The 20,000-nt window shown below is 70.7% G+C and carries 17 protein-coding genes; 3 read left to right on the top strand and 14 right to left on the bottom strand.

The window, feature by feature from the left end; genetic code table 11:
- Nucleotide 1 precedes the first annotated feature (1 nt).
- The 9 genes from UK23_RS14885 to UK23_RS14850 form a co-directional block, all read right to left on the bottom strand.
- A complete protein-coding gene (locus tag UK23_RS14885) occupies nt 2-3,106 on the bottom strand; it encodes a DUF4157 domain-containing protein (RefSeq protein ID WP_082114662.1) in 3,105 nt (1,034 codons plus the stop codon).
- A gap of 16 nt (nt 3,107-3,122) precedes the next feature.
- Nucleotides 3,123-3,290, bottom strand: coding sequence for a DUF6760 family protein (locus tag UK23_RS54580; RefSeq protein WP_330770105.1), 168 nt, complete (start codon nt 3,288-3,290; stop codon nt 3,123-3,125).
- Nucleotides 3,287-3,676 carry a hypothetical protein gene (locus tag UK23_RS14880; protein ID WP_045312085.1) on the bottom strand — a complete coding sequence of 130 codons (390 nt, stop codon included), beginning with the start codon at nt 3,674-3,676 and terminating at the stop codon, nt 3,287-3,289. The genes UK23_RS54580 and UK23_RS14880 overlap by 4 nt, the downstream gene beginning before the upstream one ends.
- Nucleotides 3,676-4,155, bottom strand: coding sequence for a phage tail protein (locus UK23_RS14875; RefSeq protein WP_052684676.1), 480 nt, complete (start codon nt 4,153-4,155; stop codon nt 3,676-3,678). The genes UK23_RS14880 and UK23_RS14875 overlap by 1 nt, the downstream gene beginning before the upstream one ends.
- A gap of 30 nt (nt 4,156-4,185) precedes the next feature.
- Nucleotides 4,186-5,730: a phage tail sheath family protein gene (locus UK23_RS14870; protein WP_045312084.1), complete on the bottom strand. Its 1,545-nt coding sequence runs from the start codon at nt 5,728-5,730 to the stop codon at nt 4,186-4,188.
- 115 nt (nt 5,731-5,845) lie between these two features.
- Entirely contained in the window at nt 5,846-6,487 is a 642-nt protein-coding gene (locus UK23_RS48650) for a Pvc16 family protein (protein WP_052684675.1), read from the bottom strand.
- A gap of 331 nt (nt 6,488-6,818) precedes the next feature.
- Nucleotides 6,819-7,436 (bottom strand): helix-turn-helix transcriptional regulator, encoded by a 618-nt coding sequence (locus UK23_RS14860; protein ID WP_045312083.1) that lies wholly within the window; start codon nt 7,434-7,436, stop codon nt 6,819-6,821.
- 284 nt (nt 7,437-7,720) lie between these two features.
- Entirely contained in the window at nt 7,721-8,113 is a 393-nt protein-coding gene (locus tag UK23_RS14855) for a PAAR domain-containing protein (RefSeq protein WP_156213113.1), read from the bottom strand.
- Nucleotide 8,114: 1 nt separating this feature from the next.
- Nucleotides 8,115-9,518 (bottom strand): hypothetical protein, encoded by a 1,404-nt coding sequence (locus UK23_RS14850; RefSeq protein WP_156213112.1) that lies wholly within the window; start codon nt 9,516-9,518, stop codon nt 8,115-8,117.
- Nucleotides 9,519-9,798: 280 nt separating this feature from the next.
- On the opposite strand from UK23_RS14850, the gene UK23_RS14845 reads away from it, so the two are divergent.
- Nucleotides 9,799-10,458 carry a class E sortase gene (locus UK23_RS14845; protein ID WP_156213111.1) on the top strand — a complete coding sequence of 220 codons (660 nt, stop codon included), beginning with the start codon at nt 9,799-9,801 and terminating at the stop codon, nt 10,456-10,458.
- Nucleotides 10,459-10,460: 2 nt separating this feature from the next.
- Nucleotides 10,461-10,616 (top strand): hypothetical protein, encoded by a 156-nt coding sequence (locus UK23_RS52650; RefSeq protein WP_196777743.1) that lies wholly within the window; start codon nt 10,461-10,463, stop codon nt 10,614-10,616.
- Here the strand turns inward: UK23_RS52650 and UK23_RS14840 are convergent.
- Complete coding sequence (locus UK23_RS14840; protein WP_045312081.1) at nt 10,609-13,497, bottom strand: non-ribosomal peptide synthetase; 2,889 nt, start codon at nt 13,495-13,497, stop codon at nt 10,609-10,611. The two genes, UK23_RS52650 and UK23_RS14840, sit on opposite strands and share 8 nt — an antisense overlap.
- A gap of 222 nt (nt 13,498-13,719) precedes the next feature.
- Between UK23_RS14840 and UK23_RS48645 the strand changes: the two genes are divergently transcribed.
- Complete coding sequence (locus tag UK23_RS48645) at nt 13,720-14,682, top strand: helix-turn-helix transcriptional regulator (RefSeq protein WP_052684673.1); 963 nt, start codon at nt 13,720-13,722, stop codon at nt 14,680-14,682.
- A gap of 41 nt (nt 14,683-14,723) precedes the next feature.
- On the opposite strand, the gene UK23_RS14830 is transcribed toward UK23_RS48645, so the two are convergent.
- The 4 genes from UK23_RS14830 to UK23_RS48635 form a co-directional block, all read right to left on the bottom strand.
- Nucleotides 14,724-15,581, bottom strand: a complete 858-nt coding sequence (locus tag UK23_RS14830) for a hypothetical protein (RefSeq protein WP_045312080.1) — start codon at nt 15,579-15,581, stop codon at nt 14,724-14,726.
- A 227-nt stretch (nt 15,582-15,808) separates the two neighbouring features.
- The gene (locus UK23_RS48640) at nt 15,809-16,975 is read right to left on the bottom strand and encodes a sensor histidine kinase (RefSeq protein WP_052684672.1); all 1,167 of its coding nucleotides are present in this window, start codon (nt 16,973-16,975) and stop codon (nt 15,809-15,811) included.
- A gap of 14 nt (nt 16,976-16,989) precedes the next feature.
- The gene (locus UK23_RS14820) at nt 16,990-17,688 is read right to left on the bottom strand and encodes a helix-turn-helix transcriptional regulator (RefSeq protein ID WP_045312079.1); all 699 of its coding nucleotides are present in this window, start codon (nt 17,686-17,688) and stop codon (nt 16,990-16,992) included.
- A 378-nt stretch (nt 17,689-18,066) separates the two neighbouring features.
- Nucleotides 18,067-19,470, bottom strand: a complete 1,404-nt coding sequence (locus tag UK23_RS48635) for a sigma-70 family RNA polymerase sigma factor (RefSeq protein ID WP_052684671.1) — start codon at nt 19,468-19,470, stop codon at nt 18,067-18,069.
- Between the last annotated feature and the right edge of the window lie 530 nt (nt 19,471-20,000).

The following is a 20,000-nucleotide window of genomic DNA, read 5'->3' as shown; positions in this document are numbered from 1 at the left end:
CCTAGCGCCGGTCGGCGAGCCGGCCGGCCCGCTCGCGATCGATGATCAGCTCACGCCGCAGCCGTGACCTGATCCGTGCGTACATGCGGTGCACGAGGTCCTCCACGGTGGTGTCGTCGAGCTGTGACACGTCCAGCCGGGGCTGCTGCTCCGCTGGCGTGCCGGGCGCCTCCTCGAGCGGAATCGGGCCAGGTACCGCGACTTGCTCCTGAACCGCCTCCGGCGTCGGTGCGGCATCGAGTGCGGCATCGAGTGCGCCACCGCGGTCGCGCGCGCGGCCCGGCCAGGTCATCGCCTCGCGCTCGTGCAGGAGGCTCTGCGGCGCGTCGGCCGACGACGGGTGGCCCGCGCTGTGCTGCTCTGCGTCGTCCTCCAGGTGCTCGACGCCGAACCGGCCGAGCGCCATCGTGCGCATGGTCAGGTCGTGCTCCCGCTGGAAGTCCGCCTCGGTCTCCATCGCGCGCACCGGCCTGATCTCGTCGATCCGCCGTCGCAGGACCTCCACCGCGGCACTCGACGCGGGCGGGGGCGCCATCACGAGCGGAAGCACGGCCGCACCGGCGGTCCGCACCACGCCGGCGGGTGCCGGTTCCGGTGCGAACGACACCGGATCGGCGCCGATCTGCGGTGCGGTCGCCTCGCCGCCGGGTCGCTGCGACAGGAGCGGGAACCCCGCTGGTCGCGGTGGCGTGACCAGTGCCGCGACCGCGGCTCCCGCCCTCGATCCCGGGACGGCCCCTGGCAGCACCCACGCAGGCCGCGCCGGTGCCTCGGGCAGTCCGCTCGTGGCCTCGCGCATTCCAGCTGTCGCCCCGTGCAGCCCAGCCGTGGTCCCATGCGGTCCAGCCGTAGCGCCACCAAGCCCTGCTGCAGCGCCGTGCAGTTCAGTCGTGTGCCCGCGCAGCCCAGTCGCGGCGTCGTACACCCCGGCCGTGGACCCATGCCGTCCAGCTGGGGCCCTGTGCGGTCCGATCATGGCCCCGCCCAGCCCAGACGTGGCCTCACGCGATCCGGTCGCGGCAGCGCGCAGCCCAGTGGCCGCGGGCAGTCCCGCCGAAGCCACCGGCGGTCGCACAGGCCCGGACCGCACTCCCGTGGCGGTCGCGGGCAACCCGGCGTCCGGCGGGCGGAACCTCGGCACCACGGGGCCCGGCGCGGGCGCGTTCCGCCGCTGCTGGCTGCGACGCGTCGCCTCGTCCAGCCGGGTGCGGCGCTCCTGGTGCGCCGCACCGAGGTAGGGCTGCTCGTCCTCCTCGTCGAGGAACACACCGAACCTGCGGTACCGCATCATCGCGAGGGCCAGCCGCAGCTCGCCGTCGAAGTCGTCGGCCGTCTCCATCCGCCGGACCTCACCGATCTCGGCCGCCTCGCGGGCGAACTGGGGATCCGTCGCGGACAACGTCTCGAACTCCGCGCTCCACTGGTCCCGCTGCTGCATCTGGTAGGCGGCCTCGGCCCGCGCGCGGATGCCCGCGTCGGCGGTGGTCAGCTTCGTCAGGCCGGACGACGGCAGCTCCGCGGCGCGGTTGTGCTTCTCCAGCTCTTCCTGGACCAGCTCGTCGATCGACCGCATCCGCCGCACGGCCCGGTCGCCGAGCGCGAACTGAACGCGCTCACCGCCCAGCGGGCGCAGCGGCACCAGCTCAAGGGAGCGGGCCCGTTCCTGATGCGCCGCCACGGGTGCGGAGGACGCGTCGTACCGCAGCTCCGCGGCCTGTGCCTCGTCCTCCCAGTTGCGCGCCTCCTGCGCCGGATCGGCGGCCACCACCGTCGCCCTGCGGTGCTGCACGACGTGCGTCAGTTCGTGCGCCAGCAACGCGCGCGCCCGAGGTGTGTCCAGTGAACCCGCCTCGGCGGGCAGGAAGACCTCGCCCTCCCTGGTGAAAGCGTGCGCACCGAACGCGCCCGCCACCACCGAAACCTCGGGTCCTCTGTGGACGATCACGGTCGACAGGTCGACACCGTGCCGCCGCTGGAAGTCCTCGACCATGTCGGACGGCACCGCGACACCCTGCCCGGCGTCACCCGACAGCCGTTCGTCCGCCCACGGCCGCGCGTCCTCGTCGGTCAGCTCGTCGGCTGAGCCGTCGCGGGACGACCGCGACCGGCCGGTCGCGCGGGGGTGCGCGAGCTCCACCGCGGTGCCGGCCGACGTGATCCGCCGGGGACCCTTGGTCAGCTCCCGCGGTGTCCCGGCATCGCCTGGCTCGGCCGGTGGCGCCTCGTCCTCCTGCCGCCGCACCCGCACCGGGAGCACCGGCAGCGCCAGCACGTCGTTTTCCGGGAACCGTTGCTGCGCGGGCACTTCCGCTGCGCGAAAGAACGCACGGGCGACGGTGGCCGGTTCGGCGACGACCTCGGGCTCGACGTCGATCTCCGGTTCCGGGGAGAACTCCTCGGGTTCTGGAGTGTTCTCGGCATCCGGTGCCACGAACGGCGTGCCGCCGGGACGCGACGACGGCAGGCCGAGTCCGGCTCGCCTGCGTCGCATCGTGGTCGGTTGCGGCACGGCCGACGGCGGCTTGCCCGGCGGTTCCCACGAGTCGAGCGTCACCGGTTGCGCGGCCGGAGTGGGTGGCATGGTCCGGCCGAACAGCGACAGGTCGTCCTCGACGTCGTCGAGCAGAACCTGGGCCCACGGCGGCAGATCAGGCCGTTCCTGCCGAACCCGCTCACGGGGCTCGCCCACGGTCGCCACCGTGGGGTGGGTCAGCACGGGCCGCTCGACGGCCGGAGCGGCCACGACCGCCGCCCGCCGCACCGGCAGCGAGTCGACCCCGAGCTCGGATTCGACCGGGTTCACCCCCGGCTGTGCGGGATGAACGAGCTCGACCGGTTCGGCCGGGAACAGCTCGATCGGGTGCGCGAGCCCGTGCACCACACCTCTCGGCCGCGGCTGAACATCGGCTTTGACATGAGAGAGCGGACGGGGTGTCCGCAGCACGCCGGTCAGGCCGGCGGCGATGGCGGTGGTGCGCACGCGCGGAAGAGTCGGACGCAACCGGGGAAGACCGCGCCACGCGGGCAGAGCGGGCACAGCGGCCGCCGACGACGCGACGCCGCTTCGCGGTGTCTTGGCGCGCTTGCGCTGCCATGGCCAACGCATGCCGGGCCCTCCCTTCTCACTCCCCGTCGTCTGCGCCGGAGATCTTCCTGTGGATGTCGTTGAGCTGTTCGATCACCCGCACGCGCGCCGGGTGCTCGAGGTCGAGGATCGAGTCGAGTGACCAGTGCAGGTAGTAGGCGACGTACACGGCCTCTTCCCACAGCCGCTCGGCCGTGTACGTCAGGATTCCCCCGACGCATCACCGGAGAGGTCCACCGCGAACTCGTGCCCGCACGACGGGCAAGCAACTGCGGCCTCGGCATGCCCTTCCGCGTTGATGCGCCGGTACAGGTCCTGCAGGAACGACAGGTCGGACGCGAACATCCGCTCGATCACCGACTCGTCCACAGTGGGCAGAGTGCCCAGCCGGACCACGGTGCGCTCCAGCAACAGCACGCTGAGGTACGGCGGGTTCTGCCGAACTCTCGGGTCGTTCTGCGGAGCCAGCTCGTCACGGGCGGTGGCCAGCCGCATCACGCCTTCGCGGTGCACCTGGCCGTTGCCGTCGACGTAGCCGCGCGGCAGCACGAAGGGGAACTCCGTGCGCAGAGTCGTCTGTGGCGCCGTCATCACATGTCAGCCCTGGTGATCGACTCGCACACGAGGGTCAGCGTCTCCATGAGCACCTCGCTCGCGCCTGCGCGCATGCCGCTCACCTCGAGCTTGGACGGCCAGGCGTAGTGCAGCGTGTAGCCGGCGACGCGGTTGCCCTCGCTGTCGAACATGGTCAGGTGGGCGTCGACGCGTGCGAGCTTCAACAGCCCGTCCCGCACGTTCTGGTGCCACGCCCACAACGCCGTGTTGTGCGTCTTGCCGCGCTTGAGCACCACCGTCGGTGGCTTCTGCTTGCCGGGCAGCTTCATGTTCATCGGGCCCTTGTCGCCGTTGGACGCGACGTACTCCACCGGCTCCACCTCGGTGGAGATGCCGGTGAGCTCGGTGAAGATGCCCAGCGGCTTGAGGTTCGCGTTCGGGTCGAGCGACAGCACGAACCGGTTCGCTGTGATCGGCCGGTCGATGTCGGCGGCGGTGGGGTCCTTCTCCGTCACTGCAGTACTCCTTCGTTGCTGTTGTTCCGGTTATTCCTGCACTCCAGCGCCTTCGGCGTACTGGGAGATCCGGAAGACGATGAACTCGGCCGGCTTGACCGGCGCGATGCCGATCTCGACGTTCAGGTAGCCCTGGTCGCGGCTCTCCGGCGGGTTGTTCTCCGCGTCACACTTGACGTAGAACGAGCTCTCGGCGGTCTGGCCGAACAACGCGCCGGAACGCCACAGGGTCCGCAGGAACGACGAGATGACGCGCCGCACCGTGTCCCACAGCTTCGGGTCGTTCGGCTCGAACACGACCCAGTTGGTGCTCAGCAGGATCGACTCCTCCACGAAGTTGAAGAGCCTGCGGACGTTCAGGTAGCGCCACTCCGGGTCACTGGACAACGTGCGCGCGCCCCACACCCTGATGCCCTGGCCGGGGAAGGCGCGGATGCAGTTGACCCCGATGGGGTTGAGCTGGTCCTGCTCGCCCCTGGTGATGTTGCGCTCCAAGGTGATCGCACCGCGCACGACCTCGTTGGCCGGTGCCTTGTGGACGCCGCGCTCGTTGTCGTTGCGCGCCCAGATGCCACCCACGTGCGCGCTCGGCGGCAGGGTGATCGGCTTGCCGCTGGCCGGGTCCATCACCTTGATCCACGGCCAGTACAGCGCGGCGTACTTCGAGTCGTAGCCGGCGGTGTCCTGGCGCCACGTCCTGACCTGCTGGGCGTTGAGTCCCGGCGGCGCGTCGAGGATGGCGACCCGGTCACCCATCAGCTCGCAGTGCGCGATCATGGCGAGCTGCACGGCCTTGAGCCCGTCGTCGTCCAGATCACCGTTCTGGTAGGCGGCCATGAGATCCGGCACGCACAGCATGGTGACCGCGTCGACCGCTTCGAGTCCCGCGAAGCCGGTGCGGTCCGCCGCGTCACCGACGTACTGCTCCGCGCTGACGACCAGCTCGGTGGACGGCGTCTCCTCGCGGCGCAGCTCGACCACGCCGCTCTCCGGACGCTTGGCGAGCGGGGACCACTTCGTCTCCTCCAGCTCGATCAGCCGCGACTTCTCGCGCACCGCAGTCACGACGTTGTTGTCGCCGCGGTGCAGGCTCACGTTGTCGAAAGTTTCCCTGACCTTGCCGTCCTGCTTGACGAGCAGCTTGAACCTGTCGTCGCTCGGCTCGGACGCCTCCGCCACCTCGACGGTCACGTCACCCTTGGCCGCCTCCAACGCCTTGATCCGCAACGAGGCCTTGACGTCGGTGTTGCCCGAACCGTCCCCCGCGGTGAGCTCCGCGGTGGCCACCGGAGGAAGCGCCTGCTGCGCGCCATCGGAACCGATGCGCACGACGTAGGCGACACCACCGCCGTTGAGGAAATAGCCGTACACGGAGTGGGCGAGGTACTGCCCCTCGGTGAAACCGCCGAACGTGTTGGTGAACTGCGTCCAGTTCGTCACGAGCGTCGGCTCGTGGAAAGGACCTTTCTCGGCGAAGCCCACGAACGCCGCGACGGCCGTGCCGACGCCCTCGATGGGCTTCGACCCTGAAGAGACCTCCTGGACGTACACGCCGGGTGAAAGGTAGTTCGGCATCACAACTCCCACGATTCGGTTGCTGTCCTCAAGACCAGAATCCGGCCGCTGTCCCGGTCGATGCCCGCGCGAGCGGGCGCAGCGGAGGGCACATGGCCTGCCCCATCGGGCACGATCACTCCTGCTGCCCACCCGGCGGTTCGATCACGGACCCGCGGCGCCTGCGCTGCCAGCCCTCCCCCGGCAGCGGCACCGGCACCCGCCGTGTGTCCACTTCGGACGCAACGGCCAGCGCGACGCTCTCCACCGCGGCGGGGAGTTCTTCTGGCTGCAGCACGGGAACACGCGCGATCACCATGAGCGCCAAACACGCGCGGGCGCGCACACCCCATGATCGCCACGTCGGGCCGTGCGCGCCGCCAGAACCCACCCGAACGCGCACACCGCCGACGCGAACCGCACCGACGAGCAGGGGCTCGGGCACATCGGGTGGGAACGCGGCGAGCAGGGCACCGAGCAATGCGTGTTCGGTGACGCGGTCCCCGGTCCACACCGAGACGAGGTAGGTGAACGCGAACTGGGTGCCCTCTGCCCGCCGCTCGACCAGCCGTCCGGTGCCGTCGCGGCGTTCCTGCCACGGTTGCGCGGACGCGCCGTCGGCGTGCTGCTCGATCTCCAGCAGCACCATGTTCACCAGCGGACCGGTGACCCCGGCGTCCTCCCAGGACGGTGCCGGGGTGTCGAAACCGACCCGCGTGCCTTCGGGAACCGCCCGCAGCACAACGGCTTCGAGCGTCGCGTCCAGGTCTGCGATCACGTTGACGATCCTCGGTGCCCGTGTGGGTTGGACGGGTGCCCGGCGAGGCACCTCAGCAAGCAGGGGCGGTGCCTTTTCGGGCACCGGCTGCCGGTTGCCGTCAGGGGCACCCGGGAATCCGGCAGAACCCGGGTTCGCCAACTGAGCCCTGCAAGCACCACCACCAACCGAACCGCACCCAGCAGCCGCCATCGCCTTGGTGTCCAGCGGTCCGGCACGCGCTCCCGCTCCCCCCACGGCGGTCGGGTGTGGTTCGCGGCGACTCGATCACGAGTTGTCGGTACCAGCGGACGCACCAGCACAGGGGCGGACAGGGCTTCTGACCAAGTGCTCAAAGCAGTCCGGCGCGCATCGCGTACGCCACCGCGTGCGTGCGGTTGCGCAGCTGGAACCGGTTCGTCACGTCGCGCAGGACGTTCTTGATGGTGCGCTCGGAGTAGTTCAGCTCGTCGGCGATCTCCCTGGTGTCCAGTCCGTTCGCGACGAGGCGGAGCACGTGCAGCTCGCGTTCCTTCAACCCGCTGCCGACCAGCCGCGGATCCTCCTGCGTGCGCTGCAGCCGGGAGACTTGCGCCAGGAACCGGGACAGCAGGTCCGGCGGTAACGCCGCCTGTCCCCGGTGCACCTGGTGCACCACCCTGGACAGCCGGGTCGAACCCGCCTCGCGCCACCACACCAGTGCGCACACGCCGAGCTCGACCGCGGTCAGCATCTCGGTGTCGTCGAGCTCGTTGACGACCAGCACGCTGCGCCGGACGTTCTGGCTCCACAACAGCCTGAGCACCGCGATGAGCCCGCCGTCGAGCGCGTGACCCACCACGACCGCGACGACATCGTTGTCATCGGCCGAGTCGACGAGATGCACGCCGTCCTCGTACCGGAGCGCAGCCCGCACCCCCAGCTCCGACAGCTCGTCTACGCCCTTCACCAGCACCGGCACGCGCCGCACAACCGCTCCTCGTTTGGAGAATTCCGCCCTACACAGGTGACCTCCTCCATTCGACCTCAGCGCGCGGCCCGTCCTGAGGGCCGATCAGGCACATCGAGGACGGTTCGGTCGACCGATCGGACGATCCGATGGGGTACCACCGGGGGCGGATCGGTGGACGGCAGGTGCCAACCGATCCGAAGGAGCCGTCCACCAGTCCGATGAGGACGGACCAGAGCGCATCGGCACGCCCTCTTCGCACCGGCTGGTGACATCGCTCGACCGGCGCGCACAACGGGCGCAGCTCACCCGATGAACACGGTTCCAACCGCCTGCACCGTGCCGACCGGGAGCGGCGCGGGATCGTTGCACGTCTGCGCCTTGTCGCCGGCCCGCGCGGCGGGCTTGCCGCCGATGAGCACGCGGCTGGCGGACGGCAGGATCTGCGCGGTGTTGGTGGGTTCCACCTGGAACTGGCCGCTGGGAGCGAGGTGCGGTGGTGTGTTCCGCGCGGCGCTGCCGGCCGTGGCGGCTGGTTTGCCCTCGATCAGCACCGTCTGGCAGCACCCGTCGCCGATGATCCCGGCGAACGGGAACGCCATCGGTGTCGGCACCGGCCCGCCCGGTGAGGGAACCATGACGATGTGGATGTCCTGCCCGACCACCTGGTCACCCATCTTCGCCGCGGGGTTGCCCACGTCAGCCTCCTGTCGTCACGCCGCTCACCGCGCAGGCGGCCGCACGCAGCCGCCGCGCCACGGCGTCGTTGTCGTCCTCCACCGAGGTGATCACCTGTTCAAGCTTCGCCAGCAGCTCGGCCGCGGCGTTCTCGGCGAGCCCGAGCCACGGCACGATCGCCGCGCACACCGCGACCACGACACCGGCGACCGGCTCGCGGGCGATGCGTTCCCTGGCGACCGCAACGGCGTCCGCGCAGGCGTGTGCCTCGCGCCGGAACGCGTTCATCTCGAGCGCCACGCACGCTTCGACCGGCGGCCTGCCGACCGGCTCCAGGTCGGGCGGGAGCAGTCCCAACCCCGGCAGTTGCGTGACCAGCCGCTGCGCCGGGTCCGCGATCGCGAGGTCGCGCAGCACCTGTTCGCACGCGCCGGCGACCGCCTTCAGCTCCTCCAGCCACGGGCACACCTGCCGGTGCACCGCCCGCGCGGCGTCCCGGATCTCGTCGGCGACCGCCTGCCGGGTGTCCAGCAGGTCGACGGCCACCTCGAGCAGCCCGCGCAACGCCCCGAGCTGTGGCCGTTCGGCACGTACGTGGTCGTTGAACCGCGCCAGCACGGCGCGCAGTGCGTGGTCGACCTCTTCCGGCACGGGACCTCCGGTCAGCGACAGCGAATCGAGGTCGACGAGCCAGGCGGAGGAGTAGAAGCGCACCGACAGCCACGGGCCGAAGTCGCCGAGATGCAACTGCAGCGACTCGGCCAGCGCCGGGTTGGACCGGCGGACGTCGAGCCAGCGCACGGCCGGGTCGTCCTCGTCGTGCCGCACCACCACGGCGTCCGCCACGTGCGGCAGGCCGGCGACGTGCCTGTGCAGGATCTCCGCCGCGCCGTGCGGTTCGGGCTCCAGCCGCAGCGGGTTCAGCACCAGCACCCGTTCGGTCTGGACGCAGTGCAACCGCGCGCCGTCCTCGCTCCAGGCGAGCTGCACCAGGTTGTGCTCGTGCGCGGCAGCGCGCAGCAGCTCGTCCTCGGAGTCCTCGCACCGCAACAGGTGCAGCACTCGATGGCCACCGAGCAGGTCGAGCCAGCCGCCGCAGTCGTGCCGGGTGCCGCACCGCAGCGGCGCCTCGCACAGCCGCAACGTGCCGCCGGCGACCACGAGGTCGATCGTCGCGGGAGTCAACGCCAGCGCCCGTGCGGCGTCGGCGGCGGCCACCGGCCGGAGCGTCCAGTTGGGCAGTCTGCCACCGGTGCGGTGCACCGACGACCCGGACGCGCCGCCCGCCGCCGCGCGCAGCACCGTCTCCGCCGCGCGGCCAGGAGCCGCGCACGAGTGGAGGTGAAGCTCGAGCCCCTCGGGGACGAACACCTCAGGTGGCCGGCCGGTGCTGCCGCGACCGAGCAGGAAAACTCTGTCACGCATCTTGCGATCCCTCTCCGGTCGGATCGACAGTAGGCCGCGCACAGAGCGCGGGAGATGCCCGTTCGGGCAGTACCCGGTGCACGCGCCCGGCGACCGTCCGCTCCGGACGCACGCGCCGACACCCCGGTTCACCTGCTGCGGCAACAGCCAGGCAGGCACCAGTACGGTCACGTCACGGGATCCGATCGGCTCACCCGATCGGTGAGTTGAGCGGTGCGTGCGTCATCTCCGGCCCACTGCCGGGTCTGCAACACGTCCCGGTGGAGTGGAGGTGGTGCGGGTGGTTTCCGGTCGCACGGCGGTGCGGACGTTCGGCGAGCTCGCGATGACGATCGGGCTCGTGCTGCTGCTCTTCGTGGCATGGGAGACGTGGGGGAAGGCCGGTCAGTACCAGCGCGCCCAGGACGACCTCACGCACCAGGTGGAGCAGGACTGGCACCGCGACCCGCCACCTCCGGGCACGGCGCAGGAGGACGAGGTGCCCGTGGCCGGTCAGCCGATGGCAGTGCTGCACGTCCCGCGGCTGGGGCTGAAGCTGGTCGTCGTCGAGGGCGTGACGCTGTCGGCGCTGACGAAGGGACCCGGTCACTACCCGAGCAGCCAGCTGCCCGGTCAGGCCGGCAACTTCGCCGTCGCCGGTCACCGCTCCCCCGGCATCTTCTGGGACCTCGACGACGTCGTCGAGGGTGACGTGGTGGTCGTGGAGACCCGCAGCCGGTGGTTCACCTACCGCGTGTCCGAGCAGAAGATCGTGGCACCGACGGCGATCGAGGAGATCGCACCGGTGCCCGACCGGCCGGATGCGGAGCCGGACGCCGCCCGGATCACGCTCACGACCTGCAACCCCAAGTGGGACAACTACCAGCGGCTCGTCGTGCACGGTGTGCTCAGCACCGTGCTGGACAAGGCCAACGGTCGTCCCGCGGAACTCGGAGGCTGACCGTGTACGGATGGTTGTGGCGGGTGCTGCCCGGCGGTGCCGCGATCCGCGTCGCACTGCTGCTGGTGCTGCTGACCGGTGTGCTGGCCCTGTTGTGGTACCTGGTGTTCCCGTTCGTGGACAGGTTGCTGCCCTTCGACGACGTGACGGTCAGCTGAGGGCGAGCGCGCGTTCGACCGCGGCGCCGATCGCACGTGGGGTCGGGGTGCGGACGATCTGCCGCAGGTGGGTCATGAAGTCCGCCTCGCGCTCGGCGCCGACCACGTCGACGGCGATGAGCGCGAGCACCTTCAGCAGTGTCAGCGAGGTGCCGCCGAGCCGGTGGAACTCGGTGTCGGGCGTGACCGCGTCCGGTTCGACGCCGAGCACGCGGGCCCAGATCCGGATCACCTCGTCCACCACCGGCGGGTACAACGCGGCCAGGTCGGTCTTGCCGCTCGTCGTGTGGGGGAGCTCCCCGACCGGCACTACGGACTGCGGCACCATGTGCCACGGCAGCGTGGCCGCGACGTGGCGGCGCACGTCGGCCTCGTCGAAGCCCGGCGCGGCGATCACGTGCGCCCGCAGCACCATCTCGCCCGTCGCGGACTCGACCGCGCTCACCACGGCCCGGCCGATCTCGGGATGCCGCTCCAGCGCCACCTCGACTTCCGACGGCTCGATCCGGTGGCCACGCACGGTGATCTGCCGGTCGATCCGCCCGGCGTACTCGAACTCGCCACCGGGCAGCTGCCGCACGAGATCCCCGGTCCGGTAGGCGCGCCGCCCGGAGGGCAGCACCACGAACCGCGCCGACTCGGCCGGCCCCGCGCCGAGGTAGCCGTCGGCCAGCTGGTCGCCGGCGAGGCACAGCTCACCGAACTCGCCCGGTTCGACCGGATCGTCTCCCTCCCGGTCGAGCACCAGCACGGACGTCTCACCTCGGGGTGTGCCAATCGGCACCACGACACCGCCGTGAACCTCCGGGTCGTACTCGGCCACCACGCACTCGACGGTCGCCTCGGTGGGACCGTAGGCGTTGAAGATGCGGCAATTCTCACCGAACGACCACCGGACCCGCCGCACCAGGTCCGTTCTGAGCTGCTCGCCCCCGACGACGAGCAGGCGGAAACCGTCCGGCCGCAGGTCGAGCCGGTAGATCAGGTCGAGGTGCGTCGGCGTGAGCTTCAACGAGTTCGCCCCGCACTGCTCGACGACTTCGCGCAGCGACACGTGGTTCACCTCGTCGGGCACCATCACCACGCTGCCGCCCACGAGCAGCGGCAGGAACAGCGCCGTGACGGTGAGGTCGACGGCGAGCGAGGTGAACACGGCAAACCTGGTGTCGCGGTCGACGCCGTACAAGCGCACGGCCCAGCCGGTGTAGCTCGCGAGTGCGCCGTGGCTGACCACGACGCCCTTGGGCGCGCCGGTGGAACCGGATGTGAACACCACGTAGGCCGGGTCGTGCGGTGCCGGGGTGACCGGCCGCCGCGCCGTAGCGGGCAACCACGCCTCCTCCAGCACCATCACCTCGCACGGCGCGGTGATCCGCTGACGCTGCAACCGTTGCGCGAGACAGACTCGCGCGCCGGCGGCGACGAGCGTGGTGTTGATCCGCCGTGCGGGGTGGTGCGTGTCCAGCGGCAGGTAGGACGCGCCTGCCTTGAGCACTCCCCAGATCGCCACGACCGCGGCGGCGGACCGCTCGGCGAGCACACCCACGACCGTCTTGGCCGCGACGCCGTTGGCCCGCAACAAGTCCGCCACGGCATCCGAACGGCGGTCGAGCTCCTCGTAGGTCAGCGTGGCGTCCCGGCCGACGACCGCGACCGCCGACGGCGACCTCCGCACCTGTGCCAGGAAGCGACTGAGCACGGTCTCGCCGTCGACCGCCTGCCGTTCGCCGATCACCGCGTCACCCATCGCGTGCAGCAACGCCCGCGCCGTCGTGCCGTCGCTGTCCGGGCGTGCCCGGTACGCCAGCGCGATTTCGGTGCGGTCGTCGGTTTCGGTGACGCACACCGACATCGGCGTGACCGGGTCGTGCACGGGCAGCGAGTACGCCGCCGTCGCGGTGAAGTCCGGTGCCGAGAACGCGGCGAGCTCCACGTGCCCGAGGTGCGAGACGACGGCCGAGCAGGGGTAGCCGCGCCCGGCGGCGCGCCTGAGCAAAGAGCGCAGCACCGCGTTCGGGGCACGGTGTGCGATCGTGCGCAGTCCGCCGGGCACGGCGAGCTCACGACGCTCCGCCAGCGCCGTGAGCAGTCCGGTGTGGACGGTGCTCCAGTCGGCACCGGCCACGACGTCGAGCAGGATCGGCAACGCGAGGTTGGCCGTCGACCGGGCATCGGTGTGCCTGCGCAGGTCAACCGGAACCATCACCCGCGCACCGTCCGCGGTGGACGCGATCGCGGTGGCGATGCGCGCGACCACACCCGCGTGGTTGCCCGCCACCGTGTGCCGCGCCCATCGCAGCTCACCAGGTTCGGTACAGCGCGCGAGATCGGGCAGCGGTGCCGGGCGGTCGAACCGCACGACCGGCGGTTCGACCGTCGGTCGGGTTCTCCTCAGCACGGTGAGCTCGGTGTCCGCCGACGGCGCGCCGGCGAGGCGTTCGCCGCGCAGTGCCCGGAAGACGTCGTGTGCCCACGCGAGCACACCTCTGCCGTCCATCACACCGTGGAACGCGCGGAACACCACGAGGCTGCGGCTGCCGTGCACCACGACCACCTCACACGTCGGCCCGCTCTCCGGGTCGAGCGGCTCGTCGAGGAACGGCAGACCCGCGTCGTCGTCTCCGACCAAAGTCCGCACCGGCGGCGTCAGTCCGCTGTCGACCCACGTGCGGCCGCGCCGGACGAGCCGGGCGCCGGGACACGCCTGTGACGCCACCCGCACCGCCTCGGACAACGCGGCCACGTCGAACCCACCTGTGCCCCGCACGATGAACTGGATCACCAGTGGCGTGCGCGGCCCCGCCGCGGCGACGTACAGGCGTTCCGCAGGCGACAGCGGGCGGTGGAAGGCGTCCGCGCGAATGCGGCTGTGGTTGGGCATCTGTGTCCTCGGCAGCGGTGGGTCGGTGGCACTCAGTTCTACGAACCGGCCGGGTGGCCACGACACGTCCGATCGGCCATGCGCCCGGTCAGCACGCGATCACCGCTTCCGGCACACGAACGGTGATGCGCGCCGCACCGCGCTGAGAACCGATCGCCGCAGGCGCGCGGACCTCTGCCCGGCCGAGCATGGCAGTTGATCATCGACTGTCAGGGAGACCGAGTGGACCGCAGCAACTCCGGTGACGTGCTCGCGACCGTCGTGCAGATGTCGCCCTTCCCCGCGTTCCTGCGCGACCGGTCTGGACGGTACCTGTGGGTGAACGCCGCCTACGCCGCGTTGCACGGCATCGCCAACCCGAAAGACATGGTCGGCAAACGGATCGCCGACCTCAACCCGACCGCGGTCGCCGAGGACAAGGCCGCCGCCGACCGGGCCGCACGGCGATCCGGCCACCCGCTGCCGCACGCGTTGCAGGTCGAGTGGGACGGACGGCGGTTCCTGCTGCCCGGCCACGTCTTCGGCGTGACCCTGCCGGACGGCGACGTCGCGGCCGGCGGGATGTACTCCGACACCGCAGGCGCGCGGGCACATCCGGTCGACGCGCGCGCCCGTGTGCTGTCGTCACCGTGGAAGCAGGCACCGGTCGCACTCGCCGTGGTGAGCGCGGACGGTGTTCTGCTCGACACCAATCGGCGGTGGTCGGCGCTGCTGGGTTTCTCCGATGACACGAGGAACGCGGAACCGCTCGCCCGCTACGTCCGGCACCCGAATCCGTCGGAAGTCGTCGGTCTGCTGCATGAACACGGCCGCACCGGCGAGCCGGTGGACGCCTTCATGTGGCACGCCTCCGGTGACCTGTTGCCAGTCGAGCTGAGGGTCGAAAGGGCGGAGAAGGAACGTCTCATCGTGTGCGCGCTCGTGTCCGGTCCACTGACACCGGCACCGCACGTGCTGACCGGCAGGCAGCGCACGTTGCTCGAACGCCTCGCGACCGGGCGGGACAACGCGCAACTGGCGATGGACATGGGCCTGTCCCGGCAGGGCCTTGATTACCACATCCGGCAACTGCGGGACGAGATGGCCGCGGCCAGCCGCGCCGAGATCGTGGCACGGGCCTACTTCCACGGTGTGCTGGACATCCGGAGCTGGCCGCCGAAGGTGCGGGCTCGGCACCTGCAGTGACCCGGCCGGCTGTCCGCAGTGGACGGTCGGGCGGTCGCTGCTCAGTCTCCCATGCAGATGCCGGACACGCGCTGGGGAAACCCGTCCGCACCCGTGCTCGCACGCGCCACCAGCCGGACCCACCGGCCACTGGACGCGGGCCGGAACTGGAACCGCACGTTCATCGGGGTGCCGTGGTGCACCAGTTCGAGCCACGCGGCCAAGCCCAACTCCGCCGTCTCGACGGTCGTCAGTGCGAGCACGGCGTCCAGGTTCGGCGCCCGCTCGCCTACGCGCGCGACGCCGAACAACTCGTACATGCCGTCGGTCCACACCACGTCGCCGGTCACCAGGTCCATCGTGAACAACCCGATCCCCGCGTCCGCGACGAGATCGAGCGCGTCGGCGACGGCGAGCCGGTCGCCGACGGTGGCCTCGGAACCCGCCCGCCGGTACTGCTCGTGCCCGGCGAACCAGCTCACCAGCACCAACCCACCCGCCGGGGTGGCGCGCACCGACACGACGGGACCTCCGATGAGGTCGGCGAGCGGATCCGGTGCGAACACCTCGGCCGTCACCCGGCCACCCGCGCGCATCGCGCGGTCGGCGAGCGCGCTGACCGCGCGAGCGGTGTCCGCGGCGAGGAGCAGGCTCAGCGGCTGGCTCGCGAGTTCGGCGGGCGAGCAGCGCAGGTGCAGCGCGGCTTCCTCGTTGTGGTCCACAATGGAGTAAACGCCGCGCAGGTCGTCCGGGCTGGTGTTGCGCACCGCGATCGCTGGCTGGTGCATGAGGTGGACCGCCCGCAGCAACGCCGCCTGCTCGTCGACGGCCGAGACGCGATCGGCCGCACCGAGGGCGCTCTCCAACGCCGTGCGCACGGGCGTGCGATCGCGCCCCAGTCCGCTCAGGTCGTCGGTCACGCGAAGCACCTCGAATCAGTCGATCGCCCGCACCGCGGGTACCTGCCGCCAAGTCTATGTCGCACGCATTGTGCAACAGTAGGCTTAGTGCCCGACTTCCAGCACGTCTTCAGCAGGGCAAGTTCACCACAACGTGCCCGTTCTTCGCTTCGCCGCGGAGCAAGTCCCCGACCGTGAATCGAATTTCCCCGCAGTGCTGTTACAGGCCAGCAAATTAAGTTGCGCGGTCAACCGATTGGCAGAACTACCGAGGCTTCGGTACCACCGTCGCGTCTCGACCGCAGGTGCAGCTCGCCACCGGCGCCCTCCACCCGGACGCGGTGGCTGGCCAGTCCGACGTGACCCTCGGCGAGCTTGTGCAGGAGGTGGTCGTGCCGCACTCCCACGCCGTCGTCGAGCACCTGCAGCCACAATCGGCCTTCCTGCTGGAACAGGTGCACGCTCACGTGCTCGGCGCCGGAGTGCCGCGCCACGTTGCGCAGGAGCTCGCGCCCCGCGGAGTACAGCAGCGCCTCGTGCTCGTGCCGTCCGATCTCGGAAAGGTCATAGCTGATCCGCAGCGCCGAGCGCGCCGCGATTCGGTCGCCGAGCCCTTTCAACGCCGCGGCGAGCCCGAGCTCCGCCAGAATGCGCGGGTGCAATTCGAACACCGCTTCCCGCAGTTCGCGCAGGGTCGTGCCGAGAAGGCGTTCCACCCGTTCCCGTGACTCACCGGGAGGAAGGTCCTCCAGTTCGAGCTTCGCCGCGAGGAGGTTCTGGATGGCGCTGTCGTGCAGCGAGTCGGCGAGCGCCGCGCGTTCGCGTTCTTCCGCCGACACCGCGTCGGAGAGCAGTTGCTCGCGCTGGTCGAGCAGGTCGGCGATCCGCATGCCCCGGCGGCGCAACGCGGCGGTGAGCGCGGCGCAGACGGCGGCGAACCACAGCAGGTAGCCCGAGTAGGTGAGCACGCGCACCAGGTCATACGCCGCGCCGCGGTGCGGGTCGAGGTCGTCGAAGTCGGCCTGGGCCAGCGGAAAGGCGGCGAGCAGCCCGTACGCCCCCGTCGCGATCGCCCCGACCGCCAGCGTCACGCCCGCGCGGTACAGCGGAATGGCGGCCACCGGCAGCAGGAAGTACGCGTAACTCACCTCGGCATCCGGACCGCCGGAGAACCACGACAGCGCCGTGATGGCGACCAGGTCCACGGTGATCGGTACGAGCACCCGTCTCACCTGCGGCACCGAGGGTCTGCGCGCCCAGCGGAACCAGCCCACGTTCCACGCCGCGTAACCCAGCAGGATCACCGCCAGCGTCCCCTTGTGCACGCTCTCGGACACCAGCAGGCTCGCACTCATCGGCACGAGCACGCCGAGCCGCGTCCACGCGGCGGTGCGGTACTCGGGGTGCTCGGTCATCGTCCCAGCCAAGCTCAGTCGTCCGGCGGTCTCGTCGGCCGATCGGTCGCCCTCGTGGTCGGCACGGCCGCACCGATCGGCTCCTCGGGCATGAACGCCCGCGCCACCAGCACCGCGGTCTCGTGGTTGTGCAACTTGCGCAACGCGATGCGGAGGTTGCGCCGCACCGCCTCTTCGGTGAGACCGAGCCGATCGGCGATCTCGTGGTTGCTCAGGCCCTCGGCGCACAACCGCAGCACGTCCAGCTGATGGCGGGTGGGCGCGGCATCCAGCAACCCGGTCACCGACGTCGCCGCAGCCGCGGTAACCGCCGTGGCGAGCAGGTCGAGCAACCGGTCGACGTCGGCTTCCCTGGGCACGAGGTCGGCCTGCCCGTGCCCGAGCACCCGGCGCACTTCCCGCCCGGCCATCGGCCACGCGGGCATGATCACCACGACCCGAGTCTCCCGGAACATGCCCGCCAGCAACCGGCACCCATACGTGCCAATCGCAGCATCGAGGTCGACCACCAACGCATCCACCTCGGACACCACACACAGCTCGATGGCGTGCCGCACGTCCGGCACAGCGCCCATCCACTCGAGCCTGCGATCACCTGCCACCGCACCCGCGACCCCGGCGACGAGCAACGGACTGGCGCACAACATGCCCACCCGCCGCTGCCGTCGTCCGGCCTCCCCCGCCGAGTACCTCGCCACGCCGTCCGCCTGCATGGCACCCCCTTCCGCACCGCCGCGGTGGCGCCGCCTGCCACCCGGCCGCCGGCGCCATGTGGGCCGACAAGCACAAGACCAGGGGGAACGACCTTGCTTACGGCTCGTGAACAGCAGGGACCGCAAGGGCAAACCGGACGCCGCCGAACGGGCAGGGTCGCGGTGCGGCGTGGTGCGGCGCGCTGCGGTGCGGGCGGCAGACCGAGCGCGGCGACGCGGCACAGCGTGATGTGACACAGCACGGTGCGGTGCGCGCGACAACCGAGCGCGGCAGGCGGTGGAGCAGGCATGGCCGAGGTCGCGCGGCACGGCGGCGCAGGCCACCTGCGGTGGGCCAGAGCAACAGCGGGCCACACGCGATTCAGCGCCTGCCGGAGCTCACGCCGCCACGGCCAGCGTCACGTACCCCTGCACGGTCAGCGCGGAGACGCCGACCGGCAGTCGCGACTTCGTTTCCGCAATGATCGTGTCGCTCGCCGCCGCCAAGACGCCGTCACCCGACCTGCCACCACCCGACCTGCCACCGCCCGAGCCACTCTCGCCCGAGTCACCCTCGTCACCGGACGAAGGCTCCGGCGCAGGCCGACCGGTGCCGGTGTCCTCCGGAGCAGGCGCGGCTGGCTCCACCGGCGTGTCCGGCGGTGTCTGCACCACTGACTGCGGACCGGTCGCCACCTGCGCCGCGCTCACCTGCGGACTGGCGGCCACCTCCACCGGCGCCACAGCAGCCGCAACAGGTGCGGGCACCACCACGCGCCAGACGGCCTTGCTGCGCACGGTGGGACGGCTGTCGGCGACGTTCACCACGGGTTGTGCCGCCACTTGGCTCACATCAGCCACGGGCTGTGCGTGCCCATGAGCATCCTCCGCCGCGGTGCCGCCCCCGGCGGCGAAGGTCGACCCGCCCATGATGTCGGCCACCACCGGGCTGACCATCTGCATCGACCACATGAGGGCGAAACCCGCGGCGAGTGCGATCACGCTCAGTCCGGTCATCCCCCGCACGCGGCGGGTCGCCCGGCCGTGGTCGCGCGGTTGCCGCGGTTCGGTGGTGCCCCTTGACACCGCGGGCACGAACCGGTGCATCTGGTCCAGCAGGTCGCTGAGCTCGCGCACGGCCTCCGCGCACGGCGCACAGCCTTCGACGTGCAGGCTGATCCTGGCGCGTTCGGCTCGGCCGAGCCTTCCGCACAGCCATTGGGCCAGTTCGCCCGCGGGCTTGCGGCACTCGGCCGGGCGCTTGCCACCGATGTGCAGCTGCAGGTAGGCGAGGCGCAGGCCGTCGCGGGCGCGGAACGCCAGCGCGGACACCGCGTTGGCCTTGATGCCGAGCACTTCGCCGATGGCCTCGGTGCTCTCCTGCCGGACCTCGAGCATCCACAGCACCTGCTGCCAGCGTTCGGGCAGCGACGCGAACGCCTTCGCGGCCAGCTGGAAGTCGAGCTTGTCGACGGCGCGCTCGGCCATGTCCTGGTCGTCGCTCGGGATGTCGCTGAACTCGTCCCACTGCGAGTAGCGCTTCTCGACGACGTTGCGCTTGTAGAACGTCGTGCGCACAGTCGCGATCAGGTAGGCGCGGAACGCCGAGACGCGGCCGCCACCGACCGTCATCCGGTCGAAGATCTTGACGAACGCCTCGGCGACGAGATCGTCGACCTGTTGCCACGACCCCACCAGCACGCGGGCGTAGGCCCGCGCCGCGTCGACATGTCTTTCGTAGAGAGAGGCGAACGCCTGTTTGTCACCGGCCCCGACGCGCGCCACCAACTCGTCATCGCTCACACCGTCAGCGGCTGCGCAACCACTGTCTTCCCCAAAGGCAGCGACCATCGTGATACTCCATTTCACGAATCGACACAGCCGACGACACCCTTCATTCCGAACGCGGCGTTCCAGTGCTCCCGACCTGCAGATCCGCCCCTATCGGGTTGATGATGAAAAACGTTACAACCATCACCCGAGTGACGTACCGAGCCCTCAGAAAACCTCGCACACAAAGATCTTCGCCGACTCGACAAAGACTTCGTGAGAGCGCGTCCTCCGCGTCCATTTGAGACTATAACCGCTGCTTCCGCCAATGGCACTAGCGAAAACTCACCTAATTGGCCCGATCCACGCGGTGACTTGGAGAACACACGGCGTTACTCCACGGCGAATTCATCACACTCAGCGAGCGAACGGAAACAGCTCGTCCACAAAGGACTACAGCCGTCCACTGTGGCCACTTTCCGTGGTCAGTCCATCACCGTTCGACCGCACGCGCCGCCCGACCTTCCAATTACCTGGTTGACTCGCCGCTCGATCAGACGTGG

The sequence above is a fragment of the Lentzea aerocolonigenes genome, assembly GCF_000955955.1.
Taxonomy (GTDB): Bacteria; Actinomycetota; Actinomycetes; order Mycobacteriales; family Pseudonocardiaceae; genus Lentzea; species Lentzea aerocolonigenes_A.
This window is presented reverse-complemented; position numbering and strand designations above follow the sequence as displayed.